Consider the following 21,623-nt stretch of genomic DNA (forward strand, 5'->3'; position numbering starts at 1 on the left):
GCTCAGGCCGGGTCGGCCAACCGGCGCTCGATGGTCACCGTCGTCCCCTCGAGGGTGGAGACCAGCCGCACGTCGCCGTACGCGTTCATCAGCAGCGCGCCGCGTCCCCGGTCCATCGCCGGTCGCCGGTCCCGCCAGGTGCCGAAGTCCCGCACCGAGATCCGGACCAGGCCGACACCGACCTGGACCCGCACCCGCACCTCCGGACGGCTGGGTCGCTGCGCGTGCTCGACCGCGTTGTTCATCGCCTCGGACGCGGCGAGCAGCAGATCCTCCAGCACGTCCGGGTCGAGGTCGAGGTCGCCCAGCGTCCGCCGGACGTCCCGACGCATCATCGCGGCCGAGGTGGGTGCGGACGGATATGCCCACCTGACGTCCAGGACGTCGCCCAGCCCGTTCCGGTCGGCCGGAACCGCCGGCACCACGGACGTGTCGCCGACGGGTTCGACCGCCGAAGCCGGTGCGGTGGCGGTGGCCTCGTCTGGTCGCGTCGTCGCCGATGCGGCGTCGACCGTCGGTGGGTTGGCGGCGATGCGGTCGCGGGCCCGCCGGATGGCCGCTCGGATCCGCGCGATCAGCTCGGTCGCGGCGAACGGCTTCACCAGGTAGTCGTCGGCGCCCAGGCTCAGGCCTTCCACGCTGGCCTCACCGCCGGCACGGGCGGAGAGCACCAGCACCGGCAGTGCCCGGGTCGCCGGGTCCGCGCGCAGCCGGCGCAGCAGGTCGAAGCCGTCCATCATTGGCATCATCACGTCGGTCAGGACCAGGTCGGGCCGCTCTCGGTGGATCTCGTCGAGGGCCTGCCGGCCGTCGGTGACGGCTCGTACCCGCCAGCCCTGCCCGGTGAGCAGCCGGGTGAGGTACGCCCGCATGTCGCTGTTGTCGTCGGCGACCAGGATCCGGGACCCGGCCAGCTCGTCCACCGTTGGGCCGATCGTACGGTCGGGCTCCGTCACACTGCCGTCCGGTTCGGCGAGCCAACCCATCGCCTCCTCGACAGCGGCGCGGGCGGCGTCGCCCCGCCCGTTCACCGGCGGGCCGGTCAACGCCGTTCGGCGCCCCGCCGACCAGGGAAGCGCCACGGTGAAGGTGCTGCCGACGCCCACCCGGCTGGCCACCCGGACCTCGCCGCCCTCCAGGCGGGCCAACTCGTGCACCAGGGCCAGGCCGATGCCGGTGCCCTCGTGGCTGCGTGAGCGGGCCCCCCGCACCCGGTGGAAGCGTTCGAAGAGTTTCGGCAGGTCCTGGTCGCCGATGCCGATGCCGGTGTCGGCGACGGTGAGGCGTACCTCCTCGTCGTCGGTGTCCAGGGTGACCCGGATCCGGCCGATGAACGTATATTTCAGAGCGTTGGAGAGCAGGTTGGTGACGATGCGTTCCCAGTTGACCGGGTCGATGGTGACCGGCCGTGGCAGCGGTGGGCAGGCCACCTCCAGGGTCAGTCCGGCCCGCTCGACGGCGGCCCGGAACACGCCGGCCAGCTCGGTGGTGAGCGCGGACAGGTCGACCGCGCGGGCGTCGCTGCGGGCCCGCCCGGCCTCCAGGCTGCTGAAGGTGAGAAGGCTGTTGACCAGCGTCAACAGTCGGGTGGCGTTGCGCCACGCGGTCTCCACCCGCTCCCGCTGCACGGGGGCCAGGGGCGCGGTGGCGTCGGTGAGGGCGTCGGCCAGTGGGCCGAGCATGAGGGTCAACGGGGTACGGAACTCGTGGCTGACGTTCGTGAAGAAGTTCGTCTTCACCCGGTCCAGCTCGGCGAGCGCCTCGGCCCGACGCCGCTCCTGCTCGTACTCGCGCGCGTTGCCCACCGCGACAGCGACCTGCTGGACCAGCAGTTGGTAAAAGGACCGGTACGCCTCGTCCAGGTGCCGGTTGGGGCTGACCCCGGCGAGCAGGACGCCGGGCGGCTGGTCCTCGGCCGCCGAGGGCAGCGGCAGTGCCAGCGCGACGAGGGCCGGGTCGTCCCACGGGCCGGCGGGCAGGGGCAGGAGCTCCGCGAGACCTGTCACCTCGACGAGCCGACCCCGGGCGGCGTCCGGTAGCCCCCACGCGCGGGCGACCGGGCCGGGAGCGGCCAGGTCGACGGCGTCGGGCAGCGCCCCAAGCACTGTGGTCTGACCGGGCGGGCCGCCGACGCAGGCGGTGCGTCGCAGCACCTCGCCGTCGCGCAGGTAGATCGCGGCGAACGGCACGTCCAGCGGGTGGCCGCCGATCGCGTCGACCAGCCGGGCGCAGGTGGCGTCCACGTCGACGGTACGGCCGTCGCCGCGCAGGGACAGGTCACGCAGCAGCCGCAGCCGCCGTTCGCCGACGACCTGCTCGGTGACCTCGCTGCACACTGTCAGCACGCCGACGGTACGGCCGTCGTCGTCGCGGGCGGGTGCGTGCGAGACGCTGAAGTACGCCTCCTCGCGGTAGCCGGCGCGTTCCAGCAGCAGTCGCAGGGCGGGCACCCAGCTGGCCACCCCGGTCGCCATGGCTTCCTGGATCAGCGGGCCCAGGACGTCCCAGCCCTCGGCCAGGGTCACCCGGACGTCGTCGCCGAGCGCGGCGGGATGCTTGTCGCCGATCAGCGCCGCGTACGCGTCGTTGTAGAGCTGGGTGAAGTCCGGGCCCCAGAGCAGCAGCATCGGGTATCGGGACGAGAGCACGATGCGGACAGCGGACCGCAGGCTCTGCGACCAGCCCACCACCGGGCCCAGCGGGGTGCCGGCCCAGTCCAGCTCGGCCATCAGCCTGCCGGCCTGGCCACCGTCGGTGAACAGGTCCGTGCTGGGTCGTTTCACGCTCGACCCGGCCTCATCGCAAGCCCCCGTTCCGGGCCCGACGACCCCTGCTGGTGGTACGTACCCATCCTGACACTTCGCCTCACCTGTGCTGACGTCGGCACCCGCCTGTCCCACTGCCGGGCGGGTGCGGAATCGCGAGGTGGCCGGCACGGTGGAGGAGGCGCCGGTCGGTGATACCGGCGGACGGCTGTGCGGTGGTATGTCCGGCGTCGAGCCGGTGGGGTTGGGACGAACGACCGATGCCTGCGGAATAGATATCTGTAAGTGTCTCCCTATCTCTCCAACCCCCGAGGAGCCCTCATGAGAGGCAGAACGCTGAGCGCGGCAATCGCGCTCACCGTGTTCGCCGGGACGGTGACGCTGGCCGCCCAGCCGGCATCCGCGTCACCCACCACCGGAACGGCTGCGGCCCGGCCGATCGCCGCGTCAGCCGCCGTCCTGGCAGCGCCGGACATCTCCGTCAGCAACGTCCAGGCGCACCTGACCCAGTTCAACTCCATCGCCACCAGCAACGGCGGCAACCGGCGGGCCGGCTCGGCCGGCTACACGGCCTCGCTGAACTACGTCAAGGGCAAGCTCCAGGCGGCGGGCTACACAGTTGCCGAGCAGTACTGCTCCAGCTGCACGTACCCCTCGAACAACCTGATCGCGGAGTGGCCCGGCGGCCCGACCGACCAGGTGGTCATGTTCGGCGCCCACCTGGACGGCGTGTCGGCCGGCCCGGGCATCAACGACAACGCCACCGGCTCGTCCACGCTGCTGGAGAACGCCCTGGTCCTGGCCGCGCAGAACCCGACGATGACCAAGAAGGTCCGGTTCGCCTGGTGGACCGACGAGGAGCAGGGGCTCAACGGCTCCCGGTTCTACGTCAACTCGCTCAGCAGCACCCAGCGGGGCTACATCAAGGGCTACTACAACTTCGACATGGTCGGCTCGACAAACGGCGGCTACTTCATCAACCGGGTCACGTCCACGACGGCCGCCCCGCTGAAGGCGTACTGGGACTCGCTCGGGTTGCAGCCGGAGGAGAACGTCGAGGGCCAGGGCCGCTCCGACGACTACTACTTCCAGCAGGCCGGAATCCCCACCTCGGGCTACGCGGCGGGCGCCAGCGCCCGCAAGACAAGCGCCCAGGCAGCCAAGTGGGGCGGCACCGCGAACGCCGCCTACGACCCCTGCTACCACCGTTCCTGCGACACCACGGCGAACGTCAGCGCCACGGTGCTGAACCGGGCGGCCGACGGAGTGGCGTATGCGCTGTGGGATCTGGCCGTCGGTGGAGGAACCCCGAGCAACGACTTCTCAGTGGCGGTCAGCCCCACGACCCGTAGCGTGGCCCGGGGCGCCAGCACCACCGCCACGGTGAGCACCGCGACGACCTCCGGGTCGGCGCAGTCGGTGAGTCTGTCCGCCTCCGGCGCGCCAAGCGGGGTGAGCGTCTCGTTCAGCCCGTCGTCGGTGACCTCCGGTGGCTCGTCGACGATGACCCTGACCGCGTCGTCAAGCGCCGCGACAGGCACCTTCACGGTGACGGTCACCGGCACCGGCTCGGTCACCCGCAGCGCCACCCTCACCCTCACGGTGACCGGCACCGGCGGCTGCGCGGCCGCCCAGGTGATCGGCAACGGCGGCTTCGAGAGCGGCGCCACGGTGTGGACGGCGTCCTCCGGCGTGATCACCAACTCCAGCAGCAAGCCGGCCCGGACCGGGTCGTACAAGGCGTGGCTCAACGGGTACGGCAGCACCCGCACCGAGACCCTGTCCCAGTCGGTGACGGTGCCGGCCGGCTGCGCCAGCTACACGCTGTCGTTCTGGACGCGCATCGACACCGCCGAGACGACCACGTCCACGGCGTACGACAAGCTGACAGTGCGGATGGGCTCGACCACGCTGGCGACGTACTCGAACCTGAACGCCTCCAGCAGCTACGTCCAGCGCACGCTCAACGTGGCCGCGTACGCCGGGCAGACGGTGACGCTGACGTTCACCGGCACCGAGGACTCGTCCCTGCAGACCAGCTTCGTGATCGACGACGTGACGTTGCAGGCGAGCTGACCGCGTACCGGTTGAAGTGGGCCGCCGCCGGGAACACCCGGCGGCGGCCCGCCGCGTCGAGAGGTCAGGGGAGCTGCGGGTAGAGCGCGCCCACCCCGCCGGCGAGCCCGGCCTGGACCTGCCGACTGATGTCGTCGGCGACAATCTCGTAGGCGTCGGACTCGATGCCGTCCACGCCGATCCGGGCGATGACCGCCGGGTCGGACTTCGGCTGGGTGACGGTGGCGGCCATGTCGGTGTCCATGTACCCGACGTGCAGGCTGGCGACCCGGATGCCCCGCTCGGCGATCTGGACGCGCAGCGCGTTGGTCATCGCCCACTCGGCCGACTTCGCGGCGCCGTACGCCCCGGCCGCGGGGAAGTTCAGCCAGGACAGCACGGAGAGCACGTTGAGGATCGTTCCGCCGCCGTTGCCGGCGATGACGGGAGCGAATGCCCGGACCATCGACAGGGTGCCGAGGTAGTGGGTCTCCAGTTCGAGCCGAACGAGGTCCAGGTCGCCGTCGAGCAGGTCGGTGCGGGAGTCGATGCCGGCGTTGTTGATCAGGATGTTCACATTTCCGGCCAGCTCGGCGGCGGCGGCCACGGAGGCGGGGTCGGTGATGTCGAGGCGTACCGGCGTCACGCCGGGCAGGTCGACGGTGTCCGGATTGCGGGCGGCGGCGTAGACGGTCGCGCCGCGGGCGAGTAACTCGGCGGCCAGGTGCCTGCCGAAGCCGCGGTTGGCGCCGGTGACGAGGGCGGTGCTTCCAGCAATCTTCATGGGCGTCACGCTATCGGGCCTGGCTTGCGTTAAGCAAAGTCAGCTAGGTCACGGGACGGCCCGGCTCGATCGGGAATACGACTCGGATGCGGCCACCGCCCCGCCCGTGACGGCTCGTATCCTTTCGGCGAACCTCCGCACGAGCCGAGAAGGGAGACGGTGTGAGCAACCAGGCCGAGACATTGGAGTTCCAGGCTGAGGCGCGTCAGCTCCTGCAGTTGGTGGTCCACTCGATCTATTCGAACAAGGACGTCTTCCTGCGGGAACTCATCTCGAACGCGTCCGACGCGCTGGACAAGCTGCGGCTGGCCACGCTTGTCGACAAGGACCTCGCCGCCGACACCGACGACCTGCACGTCGCCATCGAGGTCGACAGGGACGCCCGCACCCTGACCGTCCGGGACAACGGCATCGGCATGACCCGCGACGAGGTGGTCGGGCTGATCGGCACGATCGCCAAGTCCGGCACCGCCGAGCTGCTGCGCCAACTACGGGAGTCCGCCGACGCCCGCGCCTCGCAGGACCTGATCGGCCAGTTCGGCGTCGGCTTCTACGCCGCGTTCATGGTCGCCGACCGGGTAACCCTGCTGACCCGCAAGGCCGGCGAGACCGGCGGCACCCGCTGGGAGTCCACAGGCGAGGGGACGTACTCGATCGAGCCCGTCGCCGAGGCACCCCAGGGCACGGCGGTGACCCTGCACCTCAAGCCCGCCGACACCGAGGACAACCTGCACGACTACACCGCCGAGTGGACCATCCGCGAGATCGTCAAGCGATACTCCGACTTCATCGCCTGGCCGATCCGGATGACCGTCGAACGCCCCGGCACCGACGGTGCGGACCCCACCAGCGAGGTGCAGACCCTCAACTCGATGAAGGCGCTCTGGGCGCGACCCCGCGATGAGGTCGACGCCGCCGAGTACAACGAGTTCTACAAGCACGTCAGCCACGACTGGGCCGACCCGCTCGAGGTCGTGCACATGAAGGGCGAGGGCACCTTCGAGTACGAGGCGCTGCTCTTCCTGCCCAGCCACGCCCCACTGGACCTGTTCTCCCCGCAGGGCCGCCGGGGCGTCCAGCTCTACGTCAAGCGCGTGTTCATCATGGACGACTGCGAGGCGCTGGTCCCCACCTACCTGCGCTTCGTCAAGGGAGTGGTCGACGCCCACGACCTGTCGCTGAACATCTCCCGGGAGATCCTCCAGCAGGACCGCCAGATCCAGATCGTCCGCCGCCGCCTGGTCAAGAAGGTCCTCGCCACAGTCAAGGACCTCAAGGCCAACCACGCCGAGCGCTACCAGACCTTCTGGAAGGAGTTCGGCACTGTCGTCAAGGAAGGGCTCATCGACGACACCGACAACCGCGACACCCTGCTGGAGATCCTGTCGGTGGCCTCCACCCACGACCCGGCCGAGCTCACCGACCTGGCCGGCTACGTCTCCCGGATGAAGGACGGCCAGAGCGACATCTGGTACGCCACCGGCGACTCCCGGGCCACCATCGAGAACTCCCCGCACCTGGAGGCGTTCCGGGCCAAGGGCCACGAGGTGCTGCTGCTCACCGACCCTGTCGACGAGGTGTGGGTGGAGCGGGTCGGCACGTACGACGGCCGGCCGCTGCGCTCGATCGCCAAGGGCGAGGTCGACCTGGACACCGACGAGGAGAAGCAGCAGGCCGAGTCCGAGCGCGAGCAGCAGCGGCAGGAGTTCGCGGCGCTCGTGGACTGGCTCGGCACGACCCTTGCCGACAGCGTCCGGGAGGTCCGCCTGTCGTCGCGGCTCACCACCTCACCGGCCTGTGTGGTGGGTGACGCGCACGACCTCACGCCGACACTGGAGAAGATGTACCGGGCGATGGGGCACGAGATCCCGTCGACGAAGCGCATCCTGGAGATCAATCCCGGTCATCCTCTGGTAGCCGCGCTGCGCAAGGCCCACGAGCAGGGCGATTCCGCCGAGACCCTCACCGAAACCGCCGAGCTGCTGTACGGCCTGGCGGTGCTCGCCGAGGGCGGCGACCTGGCCGACCCGGCCCGCTTCACCCGTACGCTCGCCGACCGGCTGGCCCGCACCCTGTAGGCAGGTGCCCCGGCCGGTGGTGCCCCGCGTTGTCGGGCTCCACCGGCCGGGGAGCGGCAGACCTGATCGGAAGCGGTCCATCATGGTCGCTGCACAGCTGAACGCCGCCCGCAACCGCTGAGCGCGCCGCTCAGCGTGCCCCGGTGAAGAACTTCACAGGGGTTGGGCGATCGATGCCGGCCGTGCCTAACGTCGGTCGGGTCCGCCATCGCGGACGCCACGACCGGTAACGCCAAATCCTGCCCCCGGTCGTCGGAACCCAGTCACCCGGGCAGGAGCGGGGGACCCAAACGTTCCTCGGTGCATCGTCACCTCGGGGTGAAGCCGCCATCGCGCGGCCGGGCTCCTCGGCCCGAACCCGACAGCTCACCTCGCCGGCGTGGAGGAAGCACACTCATGACGTCTGTCTACACCCCCCGTCATCGACGGGTCAGCACCCGCCGTATCGCCGTCGGCACCCTGGCCGTCGGCGCGGTCACCGGTGCCGTGGCGCTCTTCGGCCCGGCCGCCCCGGCCCAGGCCGCCGTCAACTGGGACGCCATCGCCAAGTGCGAGTCCGGTGGCAACTGGAAGATCAACACCGGCAACGGCTACTACGGCGGGTTGCAGTTCTCGCAGAGCACCTGGGCCGGCTACGGCGGCAAGAAGTACGCCGCCCGCGCCGACCTGGCGAGCCGCAGCGAGCAGATCACCATCGCCGAGAAGGTGCTCAAGGGGCAGGGCATCGGCGCGTGGCCGACCTGCGGCAAGAAGGCCGGGGCGTCGGGCGGCTCGGACACGAAGTCCTCGACGAAGCCCACCACGAAGTCGAAGTCGACCGCCAAGTCGAAGTCCACTCCGAAGGCCGACAAGCCCGCCCAGCGGTCGTCGCGCGGTGAGCAGCCGGCGACCCGCAGTAACAAGCGCACCGCCCCGGCGGCCAGCGGCGACATCTACGTGGTGAAGTCGGGCGACACCCTGTCGGAGATCGCGCAGAGCCACCGGCAGGACGGCGGCTGGCAGGCCCTCTACGAGCGCAACCGGCAGGTCGTCGGCGCCGACCCGGGCCTGATCTTCCCCGGGCAGCGGCTCAGCCTCTGACGTACGACACAGCGGGCGCCCGATCGGATTCCGGTCGGGCGCCCGCTGGCGTGTCGCTGTCGTGGCGGAGGCGTCAGGCGGCCGAAGCCCGCGACGCCGAGACCGCTTCGCCGGACCGGGTCCGCCGCGGGTGGAAGGACTCCTGGGTGGACCAGTTGTCCGGTGTCTCGTCGTGGCCGTCCCACTGCGGGGCGGCCGTCGGCGGTGTCTCGGCCCCGCCTCGGGCGAGCCGCAGCGACTGTTCAGCGTTCCCGCGCGCCGCGCATGGGTACGGTTCCCCGGCGCAGAGCAGGTTGCCGCAGACGCCGTCCTCGGTCGGCTCGTGGGCGTCGAGCACGTCGAGCGCCAGCTGCCACAGCAGCGGGTCGGTCACGTCGTGCGGACGCTCGGCACGCCGGCTCGCGCGGTTGCTGCTGTCGTCGGACATGGTGGTCCCCCCTCAAGGCTGATCGTCACAACGTCTCCGATCATGCCGTCGCTAAACCCTCCAGCTGCTGTGATATCCGCCGCCACCAGGCGGATCAGTCCGGCAGAAGAGGCATTTCGACACCCGAATCCCGGCCCAACAGCACCGCGCGGGTCAACGCCGTCGACCCGAACCGGTCCCGGACCGCGTCCACGGCGGCGTCCAGGTCCGCCCCGGGGACGGCGTCGAACGGCAACTCCGGTTGCACAGGGTTGTCGTCGAGGTTGCCCACCGACACCCCGATCAGCGTGACGCCCCGCCTGTCGATCTCCGGCAGCGCCGTACGCAGCAGCGCCCGCGCGGCGGCGAGCAGGGGCGTGGTGTCCGCGGTCGCCTTGCGCACTGTGTGCGAGCGGGTTGCCCGGGTGTAGTCGCCGAAGCGCAGCCGCAGCAGCACCGTGCGCCCGGACCGGCCAGCCGCCCGCATCCGCCGGGTGACCCGGTCGACAAGGCCCGCCAGGATGGCGTCCAGCTCCGTGGCCGCGTGCGGGGTGCGGCTCAGCGCGTGCTGCGCGCCAATCGAGCCGCGCCGCCGGCCGACCTGCACCGCCCGCGGGTCACGGTTGTGCGCCAGGGCGTGCAGGTGCCGGCCGGTGCCCGCGCCGAGCAGGGACACCAACGCCGCCTCGCCGAGCCGGGCGACCTCGCCGACGGTACGGATCCGGCGCTCCCGCAACTTCGCGGCGGTGACCGGGCCGACGCCCCAGAGTCGCTCCACTGGCAGCGGGTGCAGGAACGCCACCTCGGCGTCGGGCGCGACGACAAGCAACCCGTCCGGCTTCGCCACCCCACTGGCCACCTTCGCCAGGAACTTCGTGCGCGCCACACCCACCGTGATCGGCAGGCCGATCTGCTCGCGGACCTCCCGGCGCAGCCGGTCGGCGATGTCCACAGGCGCACCGGCCAGCCGCCGCAGGCCACCAACGTCGAGGAACGCCTCGTCGATGGAGAGCCCTTCGACCAGTGGCGTGGTCTGCCGGAAGATCTCGAACACCGCCCGGCTTGCCCGCGTGTAGGCCGACATCCGGGGCGGCACCACTATCGCGTCCGGGCACAGCCGCCGCGCCTGCTGCCCACCCATCGCGCTGCGGACGCCCCGCGCCTTCGCCTCGTAGCTGGCAGCCAGCACCACGCCGCCGCCGACGATCACCGGCCGGCCGCGCAGACGCGGGTCGTCACGCTGCTCGACCGACGCGTAGAACGCGTCCAGGTCGGCGTGCAGGATGCTGGCTCCGGGCGACACGTACATATGTTCGCATGACGTGTGCGATCACGGCAGTGAGCTGGGTGAACGCGGACGTGTCGGCCCCCGCGTGGCTCTCGCGACGCGGCCCGGGGGCCAGCTCAGTCGAGGCAGAACTCGTTGCCCTCGGGGTCGGCCAGCACGAGGTGACCGGCGTTGAGCGGGGGAGCGGGCTCGTGCCGCGCGAGCCGGCTGGCACCGCGCCCGACGAGCCGGTCGGCCTCCGCCTCCAGCGCCGCCATCCGTTCGTCGCCGGTCAGCCCGGGGGCGGTCCGCACGTCGAGGTGTACGCGGTTCTTGGCCTGCTTGCCCTCGGGCACCCGCTGGAAGAACAGGCGTGGCCCCGACCCGGCGGGGTCGACGACCGCCGAGGCGTCGTTGCGGTTCTCCGGCGGCACGCCCATCGCCTCCAGCGCCTGATCCCAGGACTCGAAGTCGCCCGGCGGGCCCTGCACCTCGTAGCCGAGGGTGTCGGCCCAGAACGCGGCAAGTGCGCCCGGGTCGGCGGCGTCGAACGTTATCTGCACCTCGCGGGCCATGTCAGCTCGCCTCCCGTCGGTTCTGCCGGATGTCGCCAGTGGTTCTCGTGTGGTCGGTCATGGTCCCAGCCTTCCGCAGCCGGCGGACAGGAACGTTCCGCGATCTGTGCAACGATCGGCCGGTGACCGTGGAGGCGACGACCGAGCGGGTGCTGCGGATGCTGGCGCTGCTCCAGCGGCGGTCGTCCTGGACCGCCGACGAACTCGCCGCCGAGTTCGGCGTCACCGCACGTTGCGTCCGCCGCGACGTGCAACGCCTGCGCACTCTCGGCTACCCGGTGCACGGCACGTCGGGCGTCGGCGGTGGCTACCGCCTCGGCGCGGGCACCCGGCTGCCACCGCTGCTGCTCGACGACGAGGAGGCGATCGCGACAGCTGTCTCCCTGCGGCTGGCGTCCGGAGGTACGGTCGCCGGTGCGGGCGAGGCGGCGCTGCGGGCGCTGACGAAGCTGGACCAGGTGATGCCGGCGCGGCTGCGCGCGGAGGTGCGGGCCGTGCACGGCGCCACCGACACCCTCATCGGACCGGTCGTCGAGATCGACGCGGAGCTGCTGGTGACGCTCGCCCGCGCCTGCCGCGACGCGGTGCGGGTGCGGTTCCGGTACGCCGGCCGTGACGGTGCCGACCGGGAACGGACTGTCGAGCCGATCCGCATGGTCACGACCGGCCGCCGCTGGTATCTGATGGCGCGGGACGTCGACCGCGACGACTGGCGCACGTTCCGCCTGGACCGGATGCGCGACGCGGTCACCACTACCTGGCGCTTCCGCCTGGGCGAGCACCCGGACCCTGTCGCGTTCGTGCAGCGGTCCGTGACCGGGGCGCCGTACCGGTATCTCGCCCGGGTGCGGGTGCACGCCCCGTCCGAGCGGGTGCGGGAGCTGGTGCCGCCCCAGGTCGGGCGGGTCGAGGACGACGGCGACGGGTGGTGCCTGCTGGTCGTCGGAGGCGAGACCCTGGACTGGCTCGCCGCGCACATCGCACGCCTGGGCCTCGACGTGCAGGTGTTGGAGCCTCCAGAGCTGCGTCAGGCCGCCGCCCAGCTCGCCCACCGCCTGGCGGCGATGGCCGGCGCCGCGCCGGGGTCACCAGGCGTCGCGGCACCGGGCGACGTGGCCTAGCGACGGACGGCCCGGGTCACAGGTCTTCGAACGGTCGGGCATAGCGGAACTCTCCGCGGATCGATTCGCGCCAGGCGTTCAACGGCCGTGCCTGGAAGTATTGGGGACCCCACGGCTGCGGCGGGGTGATGCCCAACTCGACGGCGGGACGGAACCCGAAGCGCGGGTAGTAGTCGGGGTGCCCGAGCAGCACCACCAGCGGCTCGTCGCGCGCGTCGGCCGCGCCGAGCACCGCGTGCATCAAGGCGCTGCCCACGCCGCGCCGCTGCCAGTCGGGGAGCACCCCGACCGGCCCCAGGCCCAGCGCCACCGGCTGGCCGGCCACCCGACCCCGGGTGGCCACCACGTGCCCCACCACCTGGCCGTCCGAATCGGTCGCCACCAGGGAGTACGCGGCCAGCCAGCCCTCGTCGCCGCGCAGCGCGTCGACAAGCGTCGCCTCGACTGGCACGCCGTCACCGCCGCCCGCCGCGGCAAAGGCAGCGGAGTGCACCGCCCGAATGGCATCGACGTCGGCGGGTGTCTCGCGTCTGATCAGCACCGCGCCACCATAGGTGCCATGTGTCGGCAACTCCATGTGTTTATCGCGCGTCACCGTGGTCCGCGGCCGTGATACCCGGGCGGCAACCTGAAGCCGACCCGGCCGGGGCAGGCACCTGTTAAACGGCTGATACCTCTGAGTCATCAATATGACTCTGAGGTATCAAGCTCACGGGAACCCCGCCATCGCCCTCTGCCCGGCCCGCCGCCGGGGCTCGCCTCCGCCCTCTGCCCGGCCCGCCGCCGGGGCTCGCCTTCGCCCCGGCCCGCCTTCGTCCTCCGTCTCGTCCACGGTCAAGGCCCTCGTCTACGGCCAAGGCCCTCGTCACGCGCGGGGCGAGGGCACGTCCACACCCATGTCCAGAGCCACGCCCACGGCCTCGGCTCCTGGGCCCAAGCGTCAGGCCAGGGCTGCTGCGTCAGGGGAGGGCGGCCGGGACCTCAGCCGACGGCGGTGGCCGACGGTGGGGCGCTGCCGCCCTGCGGCGCCTCCGGCATCATCAGCCGGACTATCTCCTTCTGGTCGGCGGGGGAGGGCATACCCCAGTCGGGCTGGTAGCCGTACACCTCGTGCAGTGGCGTGGCGCCGGTGCGGCCATTAAGGATCTCCACGGCGTCCGTGCCGATCAGGCCGGGGTGCTCCACACCGCACGCCTCGGCGACCTTCATGAGGTCCCGGCGCAGCGTCCGCAGGTAGTTGGCGGCCCGGACCGACTTGAGAGCCGGGTCGAGCCCGCGCGCCAGCCACGCGTTCTGGGTCGCCACACCCGTGGGGCAGGTGTCGGTGTGGCACTTCTGCGCCTGGATGCAGCCGATCGACAGCATCGCCTCCCGGCCGACGTTGACCAGGTCACAGCCGAGCGCGAACGCCACTATCGCGTTGTCCGGCAGGCCGAGCTTTCCCGCGCCGACGAACACCACCTGCTCGTGCAGGTCACGCTCGGCGAAGACCTTGTAGACCCGGGAGAAGCCCTGCTGGAACGGCAACGACACCGAGTCGGTGAAGATCAGCGGTGCGGCGCCGGTGCCGCCCTCGCCGCCGTCGACCGTCACGAAGTCGACGCCCCGGCCGGTGTCCCGCATCAGGGTGGCCAGTTCCTCCCAGAAGCCCATGTCGCCGACCGCCGACTTGATGCCGACAGGCAGGCCCGTCTCGGCGGCCAGCAGCTCCACCCAGTCGAGCAGACTGTCGCAGTCGGAGAACTCGGCGTGCCGGGACGGGCTCACGCAGTCCTGCCCGGCGGGGATCCCTCGGGTGGCGGCTATCTCGGCGGACACCTTCGCCCCGGGAAGCAGACCGCCCAGGCTGGGCTTCGCGCCCTGGCTCAGCTTGATCTCCAACGCCTTGACCGGCGCGCCGGCTACCAGGTCCTTCAGCCGGGGCAGGCTGAACCGGCCGTGCTCGTCGCGGCAGCCGAAGTACGCGGTGCCGAGTTGGAAGACCAACTCACCACCGTTGCGGTGGTACGGCGACAGGCCGCCCTCGCCGGTGTTCTGTAGGCAGCCGGCGAGCGCGGCGCCCTTGTTGAGCGCGGTGATGGCGTTGCCGGACAGCGAGCCGAAACTCATCCCGGAGATGTTGACCACCGACTCCGGCCGGAAGGCGCGCGGTCGCCCCCGGGCCGCACCCAGCACCTTCGCGCTGGGCAGCCGCACGTCGTGCCCCGCCGTCGGAGTGGACGGCGGCACCGCCCGGCCGAACGTCCGGTGCTTGATGATCGGGTAGCCGGAGGTGTGCTCGATGTCGTTGTCCGTGCCGAAGCCGAAGTAGTTGTTCTGCTGTTTCGCCGACGCGTACACCCAGCGGCGCTGGTCGCGGGTGAACGGCCGCTCCTCGTCGTTGCCCGCCACGATGTACTGCCGCAGCTCCGGCCCGAGAGCCTCCAACAGATAGCGGGCTCGGCCGAGCACCGGGAAGTTGCGCAGCAGCGCGTGGTCACGCTGGATCAGGTCCCGCGCGGCGAGCGCGGCGACGGCGGCTGCAACGGCGGGTACGGCTCGACGGGCCCATTTCATGTCCGGCACTCTTTCCGCCCACGACCCTTGCCAAACCGGCGCAGCGGTGACACCTGCCCTGCTCAGGCCGGGGGCGACGTGAACTCGCGTCACCCCCGGCGTGCCTGTGCGCGTGGCGGGCGTGCGGTCAGCGGTGCTGGAAGGACTGGCGGACCGTACCGCCGACGACAGTGCACCACGTGCTCGTGCTGAGCTTGCCGTTGCGGGGCAACCCGTGCAGCGCCTGGAGATCCTGCACGGCGCGTCGGGTGGCGTGGTCGTACGCGCCGGTGACAGTGACCGCGTACCCCTTGGTGGCGAGGATCTCCTGCACGGCGGTGACCGGCGGGCCGCTGGCGTGCTGGTCCAGTTCGGGCACCAGGGTTTCCCAGGTGGGAGCGGTGAGCGTGGCGTCGACGTCCACGGCGATGCCGTTGCGGGCCTGCCAGTCCTGCACGGCCGCCACCGTCGCGGCGTCGAACGTGCCGCTGACAGTCACCGCGTAGCCGCGGAACGCCAGCAGGTGCTGCACCACGCGGACCGACGGCGAGTTGACGAAGCGCCAGAGGTCCGGCCAGCGGCGGGCCGGTACGTCGCCCAGCTTGGTGCCGAGGGCGGCGAACACCCGTCGGCGCAGCGCCGGGAACTCCCGGTAGAAGGCGGCGCCCGGGCACTGGGTGGTGCGGAAGTCCCAGTGGCCGAAGATGTCGTGCGCGTGCAGACCGTACTGTCGGCAGACGGCGACGCAGAGCTTGACGAGGGAATCGGTCAGAGCCTTAGGCGGTGTCTCGGTGACGTACGTGCCCTCGTTCTCGATCCCGATGGCCCGACCGTTCTCACCCGGGCAGTGCGCCGAGATCATCTGCCGGTCGCCGGCTTCGAGGCGTTCCAGGCTGCCCCGGCGTCCCTCCAGGACGTACCCGCCGCGGCTGACCGTGAAGTGCTGGCCGGTGTCGGACCACCCGTTGCCGTCCATGTGCAGGTCCTGGCAGTCGTGGGCCAGCTTGACGGCCTGCTCACGGGAGTAGTCGGTGACGTTCGGAAATGCCATGTGGTGCACGATGATCTTGTTGGTGGCGATGGCGCTGACCGCCAGCGGGTCCTTTGGCGGCCGGGCGTCCCACTCGTCGCAACTGATGATCCAGTCCAGGTCGGTGCCGGGGCCGGCGTACGCGGCGCCCGGGAACGCGAGTTCGCTCCCGACCACGGCGACCGTGGCGGCGCCGAGACCGGCCCGCAGCAGCGTCCGGCGGTCCACTTCGGAATGGTCGAGGTGCATGACATCTCCTCCTGCGGCCGTGGCGGGGGATGAAAACTAACTCCAGTGACCGCATTCCGCTCCGGAGGATATTGCCAGGACTCGCCCGGGCGCTAGAGTCCGAGTTGATCACGTTTCGGGCGGCGGCGTTTCCGGACATGATGGCGGGGGTAGGTCGGGGTCGACCATCCCGGCAGCCACGCGTGGAGGAAACCCGATGAGAGACAACGTCAGCGACGCGGTGGGCGACGCCCTTCGCTCGGTGATGCTTTTCCTGCCCAAGGCCGTCGCCTTCGTGGCGATCCTGGTGGCCGGATGGCTGATCGCCAAGGCCGCGCGGAAGATCGTGGACAAGGTCCTGGAGCGGGTGGGCTTCGACCGCGCCGTGGAGCGCGGCGGCATCCGTCGGGCGCTGAGCCGTTCCCGGTACGACGCCAGCGACCTCGTCGCGAAGCTCGTCTACTACGGTCTGCTGCTTGTCACCCTCCAGATCGCCTTCGGCATCTGGGGGCCGAACCCGGTCTCCGACCTGATCGCCGGCGTCGTCTCCTGGCTGCCGCGGGCGTTCGTCGCGATCGTCATCGTTGTGGTAGCCGCCGCCATCGCCAACGCCGTGAAGGACCTCATCAGCGGCGCGCTCGGCGGCCTGTCGTACGGCAGGGTGCTGGCCACCATCGCGTCGGTGTTCATCCTCGGCCTGGGCGTCATCGCCGCGCTGAACCAGATCGGTGTGGCGACAGCAGTCACCACGCCGGTGCTGATCGCTGTGCTGGCGACAGTGGGCGGCATCCTCGTCGTCGGCGTCGGCGGGGGACTGATCCGGCCCATGCAGAACCGCTGGGAGTCCTGGCTGACCCGCGCCGAGCAGGAGTCGCAGCAGATCGCCGCGCACGCCCGCGCGTACCAGGCCGGCCGCCGTGACGCCGAAGCCGAACAGGCCAGGTCGAAGACCCCGGCCACCGACCCGGAGGCCACCCAGGTGGTGACCCGTCCGAGTGCCCCGGAGGCCACCGAGTTCGGAGCCCGTCCGAGCGACCCGGAGGCCACCCAGATCGTGACCCGCCCGAGCGACCCGGACGCGACGCAGGTGGTACGCCCGTCGACCTCTTCCGACACCACCCAGGTGGTCACGGGCGGCACGCCCGACGCCGCGGCGCCTCGGCGGACCGATGACACCACGCAGGTGGTCGGCGGTGGTGCGGTTCCCGGGCAGCGTGCCAACGACGACATCGAGGCCACCACTGTCATCCCGCCGATGGACCGGCGCTGACCACGAGCAGCGCCGACAGGCGCTGACCGGCAGAGGGACGTCGGGGCGGGATCCATGCGGATCCCGCCCCGTTCCCGTCCGGCACGCCGAAACCGCTGGCCGAAACCGCTGGCCGGCGGCGCGCGGCGCGTCTAGCATCGCCGACATGACCTGGCGACATTGATCCAGTGCCGCAGGCCGTTCCCGTGGGCCACCACGGGCACCGCACGTCCGGTGTCCGTTTCCACTCCCACGGGAAGGCCCCATGACCCACCTCGCCTCACGCCCGCCCGACCCGGCGGTCCGCCGGCTGACGGTCACCCTTTACGGGTACGCGTTCCTCAGTGACCTCGTCCTGCTCTACCCGCTGTACGTGGTGCTCTTCGCCGACACCGGGTTGTCGGTGGGGCAGATTTCGTCGCTCTTCGTTTTCTGGTCTGCCGCCGGCATCGTGTTCGAGGTGCCGTCGGGCGTGTGGGCCGACGTGGTGTCCCGTCGGCTGCTGCTGTGCCTCGCCCCGCTGGTGACCGGGGCCGGCTTCGCGCTCTGGGTGCTTGTTCCGTCGTACCCCGCGTTCGCTGTCGGGTTTCTGCTCTGGGGCGCCGGCGGTGCGCTCGTCTCCGGTGCGCTGGAGGCGCTCGTCTTCACCGAACTGGACCGCCTCGGCGCCGCCGGCCGGTACGCCCGGGTGCTCGGCCGGGCGCGGACGGCCGGCGTGCTGGGCGTGGTGGTGACCGGTGTGCTCGCCGGCCCGGTGCTCGCCTTCGGTGGATATCCGGCGGTCGGTGTGGCCACCGTGTTCGCCTGTCTGCTGGCGGCCGCCGTCGCCACCCGTTTCCCGGAGCATCGTCGGACGTCGACCGTGGCGTCGGATGCCCCGGTATCCGATCAGGACGATGCCGACGACCCGGGTTGGTGGGAGACGATGCGGGCCGGGGTGGCGCAGGTCCGCACCCACCCGCCGGTACGGGCTGCCGTGCTGCTGGTCGCCGTGGTCGCCGCCGACTGGGGCGCGCTCGACGAGTTCACTCCGCTGCTCGCTCTGGACACCGGCGTCGGGGCGAAGGCCGTACCCCTCCTGCTTCTGCTGCTCTGGGCCGGGGTGACAGTCGGCGGGCTCCTCGCCCCGGCGGGGGAGCGGCTGGGCACGCGGGGATACGCGGCGCTGCTGGCCCTGGTCGCGGTCGCGCTGGCCGGCGGCGCACTGATCGGGCATCCGGCCGGCTTCGTGCTGATCGCTGTGGCCTTCGGTGCCGCGCAACTGGCGACGGTGTTGGCCGACGCGCGGCTCCAGGCCCGGATCACCGGCACCAGCCGCGCCACTGTGACGTCCCTGGCCGGGATGGCCACCGACGTGCTGATCATCGTGACCTACGCCGGCTACGGCCTGCTCGCCACGGTGGCGAGCAACGCGGTGGCGTTCGCGCTGACCGCCGGGGTGTACCTCGTGGTGGCGCTCGTGTTGGTCACCCAGCGTCGGTCGCCTGCCCACCTCGGTTCGTCTCCGCGGTCGACGGGACCGGGACGCTGACCTCCGGACAGCCGTCAGAGTTGGTCACCGTCGAGGTAGACCCACCGACCGTCCTCGCGGACGAAGCGGCTGGTTTCGGTGAGCGTGCCGGTCCGACCCGCGTCCCGGTAGTGGGCGCGGAACGTCACAGTGCCGGTGGCATCGAGCAGGCCGCCCCGCTCGGTCTCGACGATCTCCAGGCGGATCCACCGCTGCCCCGGATCAAGCTCCAGGGACGTGGGCCGGGTCGACGAGTGCCAGCTCCGCAGCAGGTAGTCGGTGTCGCCGAGGGCGAAGGCGCTGAACCGGGAGCGCATCAACGTCTCCGCCGTCGGCGCTGGCTTGTCGCCGCCGTGCGCGGGGGCGCAACAGTCCGCGTACGCCTGACCAGAGCCGCACGGGCACACCCGCCCCACAGTCGCCCCAGCCCGCCGCCGCGCAGAACCCATGCCCCAAATCCTGCCCCACCCGCGTCCTGAATCCCGCCCCACCCCTCCCCGCTCCCCCACCCCTCCCCGCGATCTTGCACTTCCTGCCCCCGCATAGGTGAGAAACCCCCCATACCGGCGACCCAAAGTGCAAGATCGCGGGGAGCGGGAAGCGGCGCGGGGGAGGGGGAGCGGGGGCGGTTAGGCCGTGCGGGTTGCCAGGACGACGATGTTGTCCTCGTAGTTGCCGGTTGTGCTGTCGAACCGGCCTCCGCAGGTGATCAGGCGCAGGCCGGCTGCGTCCGCGGGGCCGTAGACCAGGTCGGTGGGGAAGCGATCCTTGGGGTACGCGTGCACGCCGTCCACTGTGAACGTGGCGACCTGTGCGTCGGCGCGGACGACCTGGATCTCCTGGCCCGCGCGGAGTCGACCGAGGTCGAAGAAGACCGCAGGGCCGGCCGGGGAGTCGACGTGCCCCACCAGGACGGCGTTGCCGGTCTCGCCGGGGCTGACTCCGTGCCGGTACCAGCCGGCAATGGTGGGCCTGTCCAGCGGTGGCACCTCCAGCACCCCGCTGGCGTCCGCGCCGACGGGGATGATCTCGGCGCGTACGTCGATGGCGGGGATCTGCACCCGGACCGGCGCGGCGCGGGTCAGCGGTGCCAGATCTGGTGCGTGGTGGATCCGGGTCGGAGTGCCGGCCGGCGGCTGTGGTGGCCGGGCCGGGCCGGCGGTGAGGCCGACGGCGGCCAGGCCCAGGCCGGTCACGCCGAGCAGGGTCACCGCCGCCGGCAGGATCCGCCGCCACCACACGTGCTGACCTCCGGATGGTCGGGGTGCCCGTGCCGGTGTCACCGGCACGGGCACCCGTTCTCAGGGATGATGCGGGCCGCCGGTCAGGCGACGGTGGACACCGGGCGGCGCCGGCGATACAGGAGCGCCGCGCCTCCGGCGGCGGCGCCGAGCAGCGTGCCTCCGGCGGCGAGGGCGCCGGTGTCGCGGCTGTCGCCGCCGGAGCCGGCCGGCGCGCCGCCGATCGGGGTGACGGTGAACGTGGCGGTGCCGGCCGAGCTGCCGTCGCCGCAGGTCGCGGCCACCGTGTAGGTGCCCAGTGTGAATCCGGCGGTGAAGAGTTCGGCGCTCAGTCCGCCTCCGGCGGCGGCCGTGGTGGATCGGACGTTCTGGTCGCGGTTGGGCCCGGTGACGCGGAAGATGGCGTCACCCGACTTCGGGTTGCAGGTCGTCGCGGTGAGCGCGACGGTCCCCCCGACCGGGGTGGTGGCGGGTGACACGACCGTGTCGGCCAGTGCGGCGCCCGGCAGCAGGAGCGTGCCGAGGCCCACGCCGAGCGCCGCCGAGCAGAGTGCTGTTGAGACCTTCATACGCGTCTTCCCTCACTTTTCGTCCGCTGACTACGTGGGACGTCGTTCGGGTGGCCAACTCCGTGACTAGCACCGGTGTGCCCAACCCTAGGTGGGTTGGGACCTCGATCCGGTGAAAATGAGAAATCTTCGTTGCCGTCACGTGTCCACCCGAAGGCGGGGAGAGCTGCGGAAAGGCCCGGACGGGCCGGCGGGTGCCGGTGCTCCGGTCGATGTCTGCTCCAGTCGGCCCGTCACCGCTGGGAAGATAACGAGGTCTGACCGTCGAGGGCGGTAATGCCCGCCTCGTTGATTCCCGGATCAGCCTGCCGGGACCGGCTCGGGCATCGGTTCACCGGTCTCCACGAGCGTCTTGAGACTGGCCAGCAGCTCGGGCCAGCCGCCGCTGCCGTCGAGTTGGCCACTGATCGCCTTGTGCATCTCGCTGTCGGGGGAGAAGCCGTCGTGGATGACTGTCAGCCGTACGGCCGACGGCCCGTGCGGCGTGATCTCGAAGGTCACCGTCGACCGGCGCTCGTCCAGACGTGCGGCGAGCTCGGCGTCGGACCAGCCGAAGTGCTCGGCGTGCTCGGGCTGGAAGCCGTGCCAGCTGTAGGAGAGGCGCCGGTACGGCTCGGCGACGAGGACGCGTTGCCCGAGGTCGCGCGGTTCGGCGTCCGGCGCGTCCTGCCAGAGCACCGGCGAGCCGACCTGCCAGTCCGACACCAGGGCCACCCCACCCCAGTAGCGTCGGGTGAAGGCCGGCTCGATGAGCGCGGCCCAGAGTTGCTGCGGCGTGGTGGTGATGTACGTCGTGTAGACGAACGTGGGGCTCTCCATGGGTTGACGCTCCAGGGCTCTGCTCAGGTCGGCGAGCGCCGCCGCCCGCTGACGGTCGTAGCGGCTGAGCCACCGGTCGGCGATGGCGGTGATCGGGGCGGCGTTGAGGTAGTGCAGCTTTTCCCGGCCACGCCGCACTGTTGTGACGAGGTCGGCCGACTCCAGCACCGCGAGGTGTTTGCTGACCGCCTGGCGGGTGGTGGCCAGCCCGTCGCACAACTCCCGCAGGGTCTGACCGTTGCGTTCGTTGAGTCGGTCGAGCAGCCGGCGACGGCTCGGATCGGCAAGTGCCCGGAACGCCTCGTCCACCA

Annotated in this window: 18 protein-coding genes and 1 riboswitch; of the genes, 6 read left to right on the top strand and 12 right to left on the bottom strand. The window is 71.4% G+C overall.

What is annotated here, in order from left to right; genetic code table 11:
• Window positions 1-2: 2 nt before the first annotated feature.
• Window positions 3-2,783 (bottom strand): ATP-binding protein, encoded by a 2,781-nt coding sequence (locus tag F4558_RS08200; RefSeq protein ID WP_312877289.1) that lies wholly within the window; start codon window positions 2,781-2,783, stop codon window positions 3-5.
• A 303-nt stretch (window positions 2,784-3,086) separates the two neighbouring features.
• On the opposite strand from F4558_RS08200, the gene F4558_RS08205 reads away from it, so the two are divergent.
• Entirely contained in the window at window positions 3,087-4,841 is a 1,755-nt protein-coding gene (locus F4558_RS08205) for a M28 family peptidase (protein WP_167943698.1), read from the top strand.
• 64 nt (window positions 4,842-4,905) lie between these two features.
• On the opposite strand, the gene F4558_RS08210 is transcribed toward F4558_RS08205, so the two are convergent.
• Window positions 4,906-5,604 carry an SDR family oxidoreductase gene (locus F4558_RS08210; protein WP_167943699.1) on the bottom strand — a complete coding sequence of 233 codons (699 nt, stop codon included), beginning with the start codon at window positions 5,602-5,604 and terminating at the stop codon, window positions 4,906-4,908.
• Between the two features lie 161 nt (window positions 5,605-5,765).
• On the opposite strand from F4558_RS08210, the gene htpG reads away from it, so the two are divergent.
• A complete protein-coding gene (gene htpG, locus F4558_RS08215) occupies window positions 5,766-7,682 on the top strand; it encodes a molecular chaperone HtpG (RefSeq protein WP_167943700.1) in 1,917 nt (638 codons plus the stop codon).
• A gap of 220 nt (window positions 7,683-7,902) precedes the next feature.
• A riboswitch (cyclic di-AMP (ydaO/yuaA leader) is annotated at window positions 7,903-8,076 on the top strand.
• 2 nt (window positions 8,077-8,078) lie between these two features.
• A complete protein-coding gene (locus F4558_RS08220; protein WP_167943701.1) occupies window positions 8,079-8,762 on the top strand; it encodes a LysM peptidoglycan-binding domain-containing protein in 684 nt (227 codons plus the stop codon).
• Window positions 8,763-8,835: 73 nt separating this feature from the next.
• Here the strand turns inward: F4558_RS08220 and F4558_RS08225 are convergent, their stop codons facing one another.
• The 3 genes from F4558_RS08225 to F4558_RS08235 all read right to left on the bottom strand — a co-directional run bounded on the left by F4558_RS08225 (window position 8,836) and on the right by F4558_RS08235 (window position 11,010).
• Complete coding sequence (locus F4558_RS08225; protein ID WP_053656230.1) at window positions 8,836-9,189, bottom strand: hypothetical protein; 354 nt, start codon at window positions 9,187-9,189, stop codon at window positions 8,836-8,838.
• A 94-nt stretch (window positions 9,190-9,283) separates the two neighbouring features.
• On the bottom strand, window positions 9,284-10,471 hold the full coding sequence (dinB, locus tag F4558_RS08230; protein WP_167943702.1) for a DNA polymerase IV: 1,188 nt from the start codon (window positions 10,469-10,471) through the stop codon (window positions 9,284-9,286).
• Window positions 10,472-10,572: 101 nt separating this feature from the next.
• Window positions 10,573-11,010, bottom strand: a complete 438-nt coding sequence (locus tag F4558_RS08235; protein ID WP_167943703.1) for a VOC family protein — start codon at window positions 11,008-11,010, stop codon at window positions 10,573-10,575.
• 122 nt (window positions 11,011-11,132) lie between these two features.
• On the opposite strand from F4558_RS08235, the gene F4558_RS08240 reads away from it, so the two are divergent.
• Window positions 11,133-12,131, top strand: coding sequence for a helix-turn-helix transcriptional regulator (locus tag F4558_RS08240; protein ID WP_312877290.1), 999 nt, complete (start codon window positions 11,133-11,135; stop codon window positions 12,129-12,131).
• A 16-nt stretch (window positions 12,132-12,147) separates the two neighbouring features.
• Here F4558_RS08240 and F4558_RS08245 read toward each other — a convergent pair whose 3' ends face one another.
• From F4558_RS08245 to F4558_RS08255, 3 genes are all read right to left on the bottom strand, one after another.
• On the bottom strand, window positions 12,148-12,672 hold the full coding sequence (locus F4558_RS08245) for a GNAT family N-acetyltransferase (RefSeq protein ID WP_167943704.1): 525 nt from the start codon (window positions 12,670-12,672) through the stop codon (window positions 12,148-12,150).
• Window positions 12,673-13,112: 440 nt separating this feature from the next.
• Window positions 13,113-14,687 (bottom strand): FMN-binding glutamate synthase family protein, encoded by a 1,575-nt coding sequence (locus F4558_RS08250; protein ID WP_167943705.1) that lies wholly within the window; start codon window positions 14,685-14,687, stop codon window positions 13,113-13,115.
• A gap of 127 nt (window positions 14,688-14,814) precedes the next feature.
• Entirely contained in the window at window positions 14,815-15,945 is a 1,131-nt protein-coding gene (locus tag F4558_RS08255; protein ID WP_167943706.1) for a peptidoglycan recognition protein family protein, read from the bottom strand.
• Between the two features lie 196 nt (window positions 15,946-16,141).
• On the opposite strand from F4558_RS08255, the gene F4558_RS08260 reads away from it, so the two are divergent.
• A complete protein-coding gene (locus tag F4558_RS08260) occupies window positions 16,142-17,194 on the top strand; it encodes a mechanosensitive ion channel family protein (RefSeq protein ID WP_053656222.1) in 1,053 nt (350 codons plus the stop codon).
• A gap of 244 nt (window positions 17,195-17,438) precedes the next feature.
• Window positions 17,439-18,704 (top strand): MFS transporter, encoded by a 1,266-nt coding sequence (locus F4558_RS08265; RefSeq protein ID WP_167943707.1) that lies wholly within the window; start codon window positions 17,439-17,441, stop codon window positions 18,702-18,704.
• 14 nt (window positions 18,705-18,718) lie between these two features.
• On the opposite strand, the gene F4558_RS08270 is transcribed toward F4558_RS08265, so the two are convergent.
• The 4 genes from F4558_RS08270 to F4558_RS08285 all read right to left on the bottom strand — a co-directional run bounded on the left by F4558_RS08270 (window position 18,719) and on the right by F4558_RS08285 (window position 21,621).
• On the bottom strand, window positions 18,719-19,132 hold the full coding sequence (locus F4558_RS08270; protein ID WP_167943708.1) for a YchJ family protein: 414 nt from the start codon (window positions 19,130-19,132) through the stop codon (window positions 18,719-18,721).
• A 180-nt stretch (window positions 19,133-19,312) separates the two neighbouring features.
• Window positions 19,313-19,924 carry a class F sortase gene (locus tag F4558_RS08275; protein ID WP_167943709.1) on the bottom strand — a complete coding sequence of 204 codons (612 nt, stop codon included), beginning with the start codon at window positions 19,922-19,924 and terminating at the stop codon, window positions 19,313-19,315.
• 83 nt (window positions 19,925-20,007) lie between these two features.
• On the bottom strand, window positions 20,008-20,493 hold the full coding sequence (locus F4558_RS08280) for a hypothetical protein (RefSeq protein WP_167943710.1): 486 nt from the start codon (window positions 20,491-20,493) through the stop codon (window positions 20,008-20,010).
• Window positions 20,494-20,793: 300 nt separating this feature from the next.
• Window positions 20,794-21,621: an ArsR/SmtB family transcription factor gene (locus tag F4558_RS08285; RefSeq protein ID WP_167943711.1), complete on the bottom strand. Its 828-nt coding sequence runs from the start codon at window positions 21,619-21,621 to the stop codon at window positions 20,794-20,796.
• Window positions 21,622-21,623 lie beyond the last annotated feature (2 nt).

The organism is Micromonospora profundi (genome assembly GCF_011927785.1).
In the GTDB taxonomy this organism is placed as follows: domain Bacteria; phylum Actinomycetota; class Actinomycetes; order Mycobacteriales; family Micromonosporaceae; genus Micromonospora; species Micromonospora profundi.

Bases quoted from the DNA above. Each gene is read 5' to 3' on its own strand.
- F4558_RS08225 (WP_053656230.1), bottom strand. From the start codon at position 9,189: ATGTCCGACGACAGCAGCAACCGCGCGAGCCGGCGTGCCGAGCGTCCG.
- F4558_RS08255 (WP_167943706.1), bottom strand. From the start codon at position 15,945: ATGCACCTCGACCATTCCGAAGTGGACCGCCGGACGCTGCTGCGGGCC.
- F4558_RS08220 (WP_167943701.1), top strand. From the start codon at position 8,079: ATGACGTCTGTCTACACCCCCCGTCATCGACGGGTCAGCACCCGCCGT.
- F4558_RS08265 (WP_167943707.1), top strand. From the start codon at position 17,439: ATGACCCACCTCGCCTCACGCCCGCCCGACCCGGCGGTCCGCCGGCTG.
- F4558_RS08270 (WP_167943708.1), bottom strand. From the start codon at position 19,132: ATGGGTTCTGCGCGGCGGCGGGCTGGGGCGACTGTGGGGCGGGTGTGC.
- F4558_RS08210 (WP_167943699.1), bottom strand. From the start codon at position 5,604: ATGAAGATTGCTGGAAGCACCGCCCTCGTCACCGGCGCCAACCGCGGC.
- F4558_RS08260 (WP_053656222.1), top strand. From the start codon at position 16,142: ATGAGAGACAACGTCAGCGACGCGGTGGGCGACGCCCTTCGCTCGGTG.
- F4558_RS08235 (WP_167943703.1), bottom strand. From the start codon at position 11,010: ATGGCCCGCGAGGTGCAGATAACGTTCGACGCCGCCGACCCGGGCGCA.
- F4558_RS08280 (WP_167943710.1), bottom strand. From the start codon at position 20,493: ATGAAGGTCTCAACAGCACTCTGCTCGGCGGCGCTCGGCGTGGGCCTC.
- F4558_RS08205 (WP_167943698.1), top strand. From the start codon at position 3,087: ATGAGAGGCAGAACGCTGAGCGCGGCAATCGCGCTCACCGTGTTCGCC.
- F4558_RS08250 (WP_167943705.1), bottom strand. From the start codon at position 14,687: ATGAAATGGGCCCGTCGAGCCGTACCCGCCGTTGCAGCCGCCGTCGCC.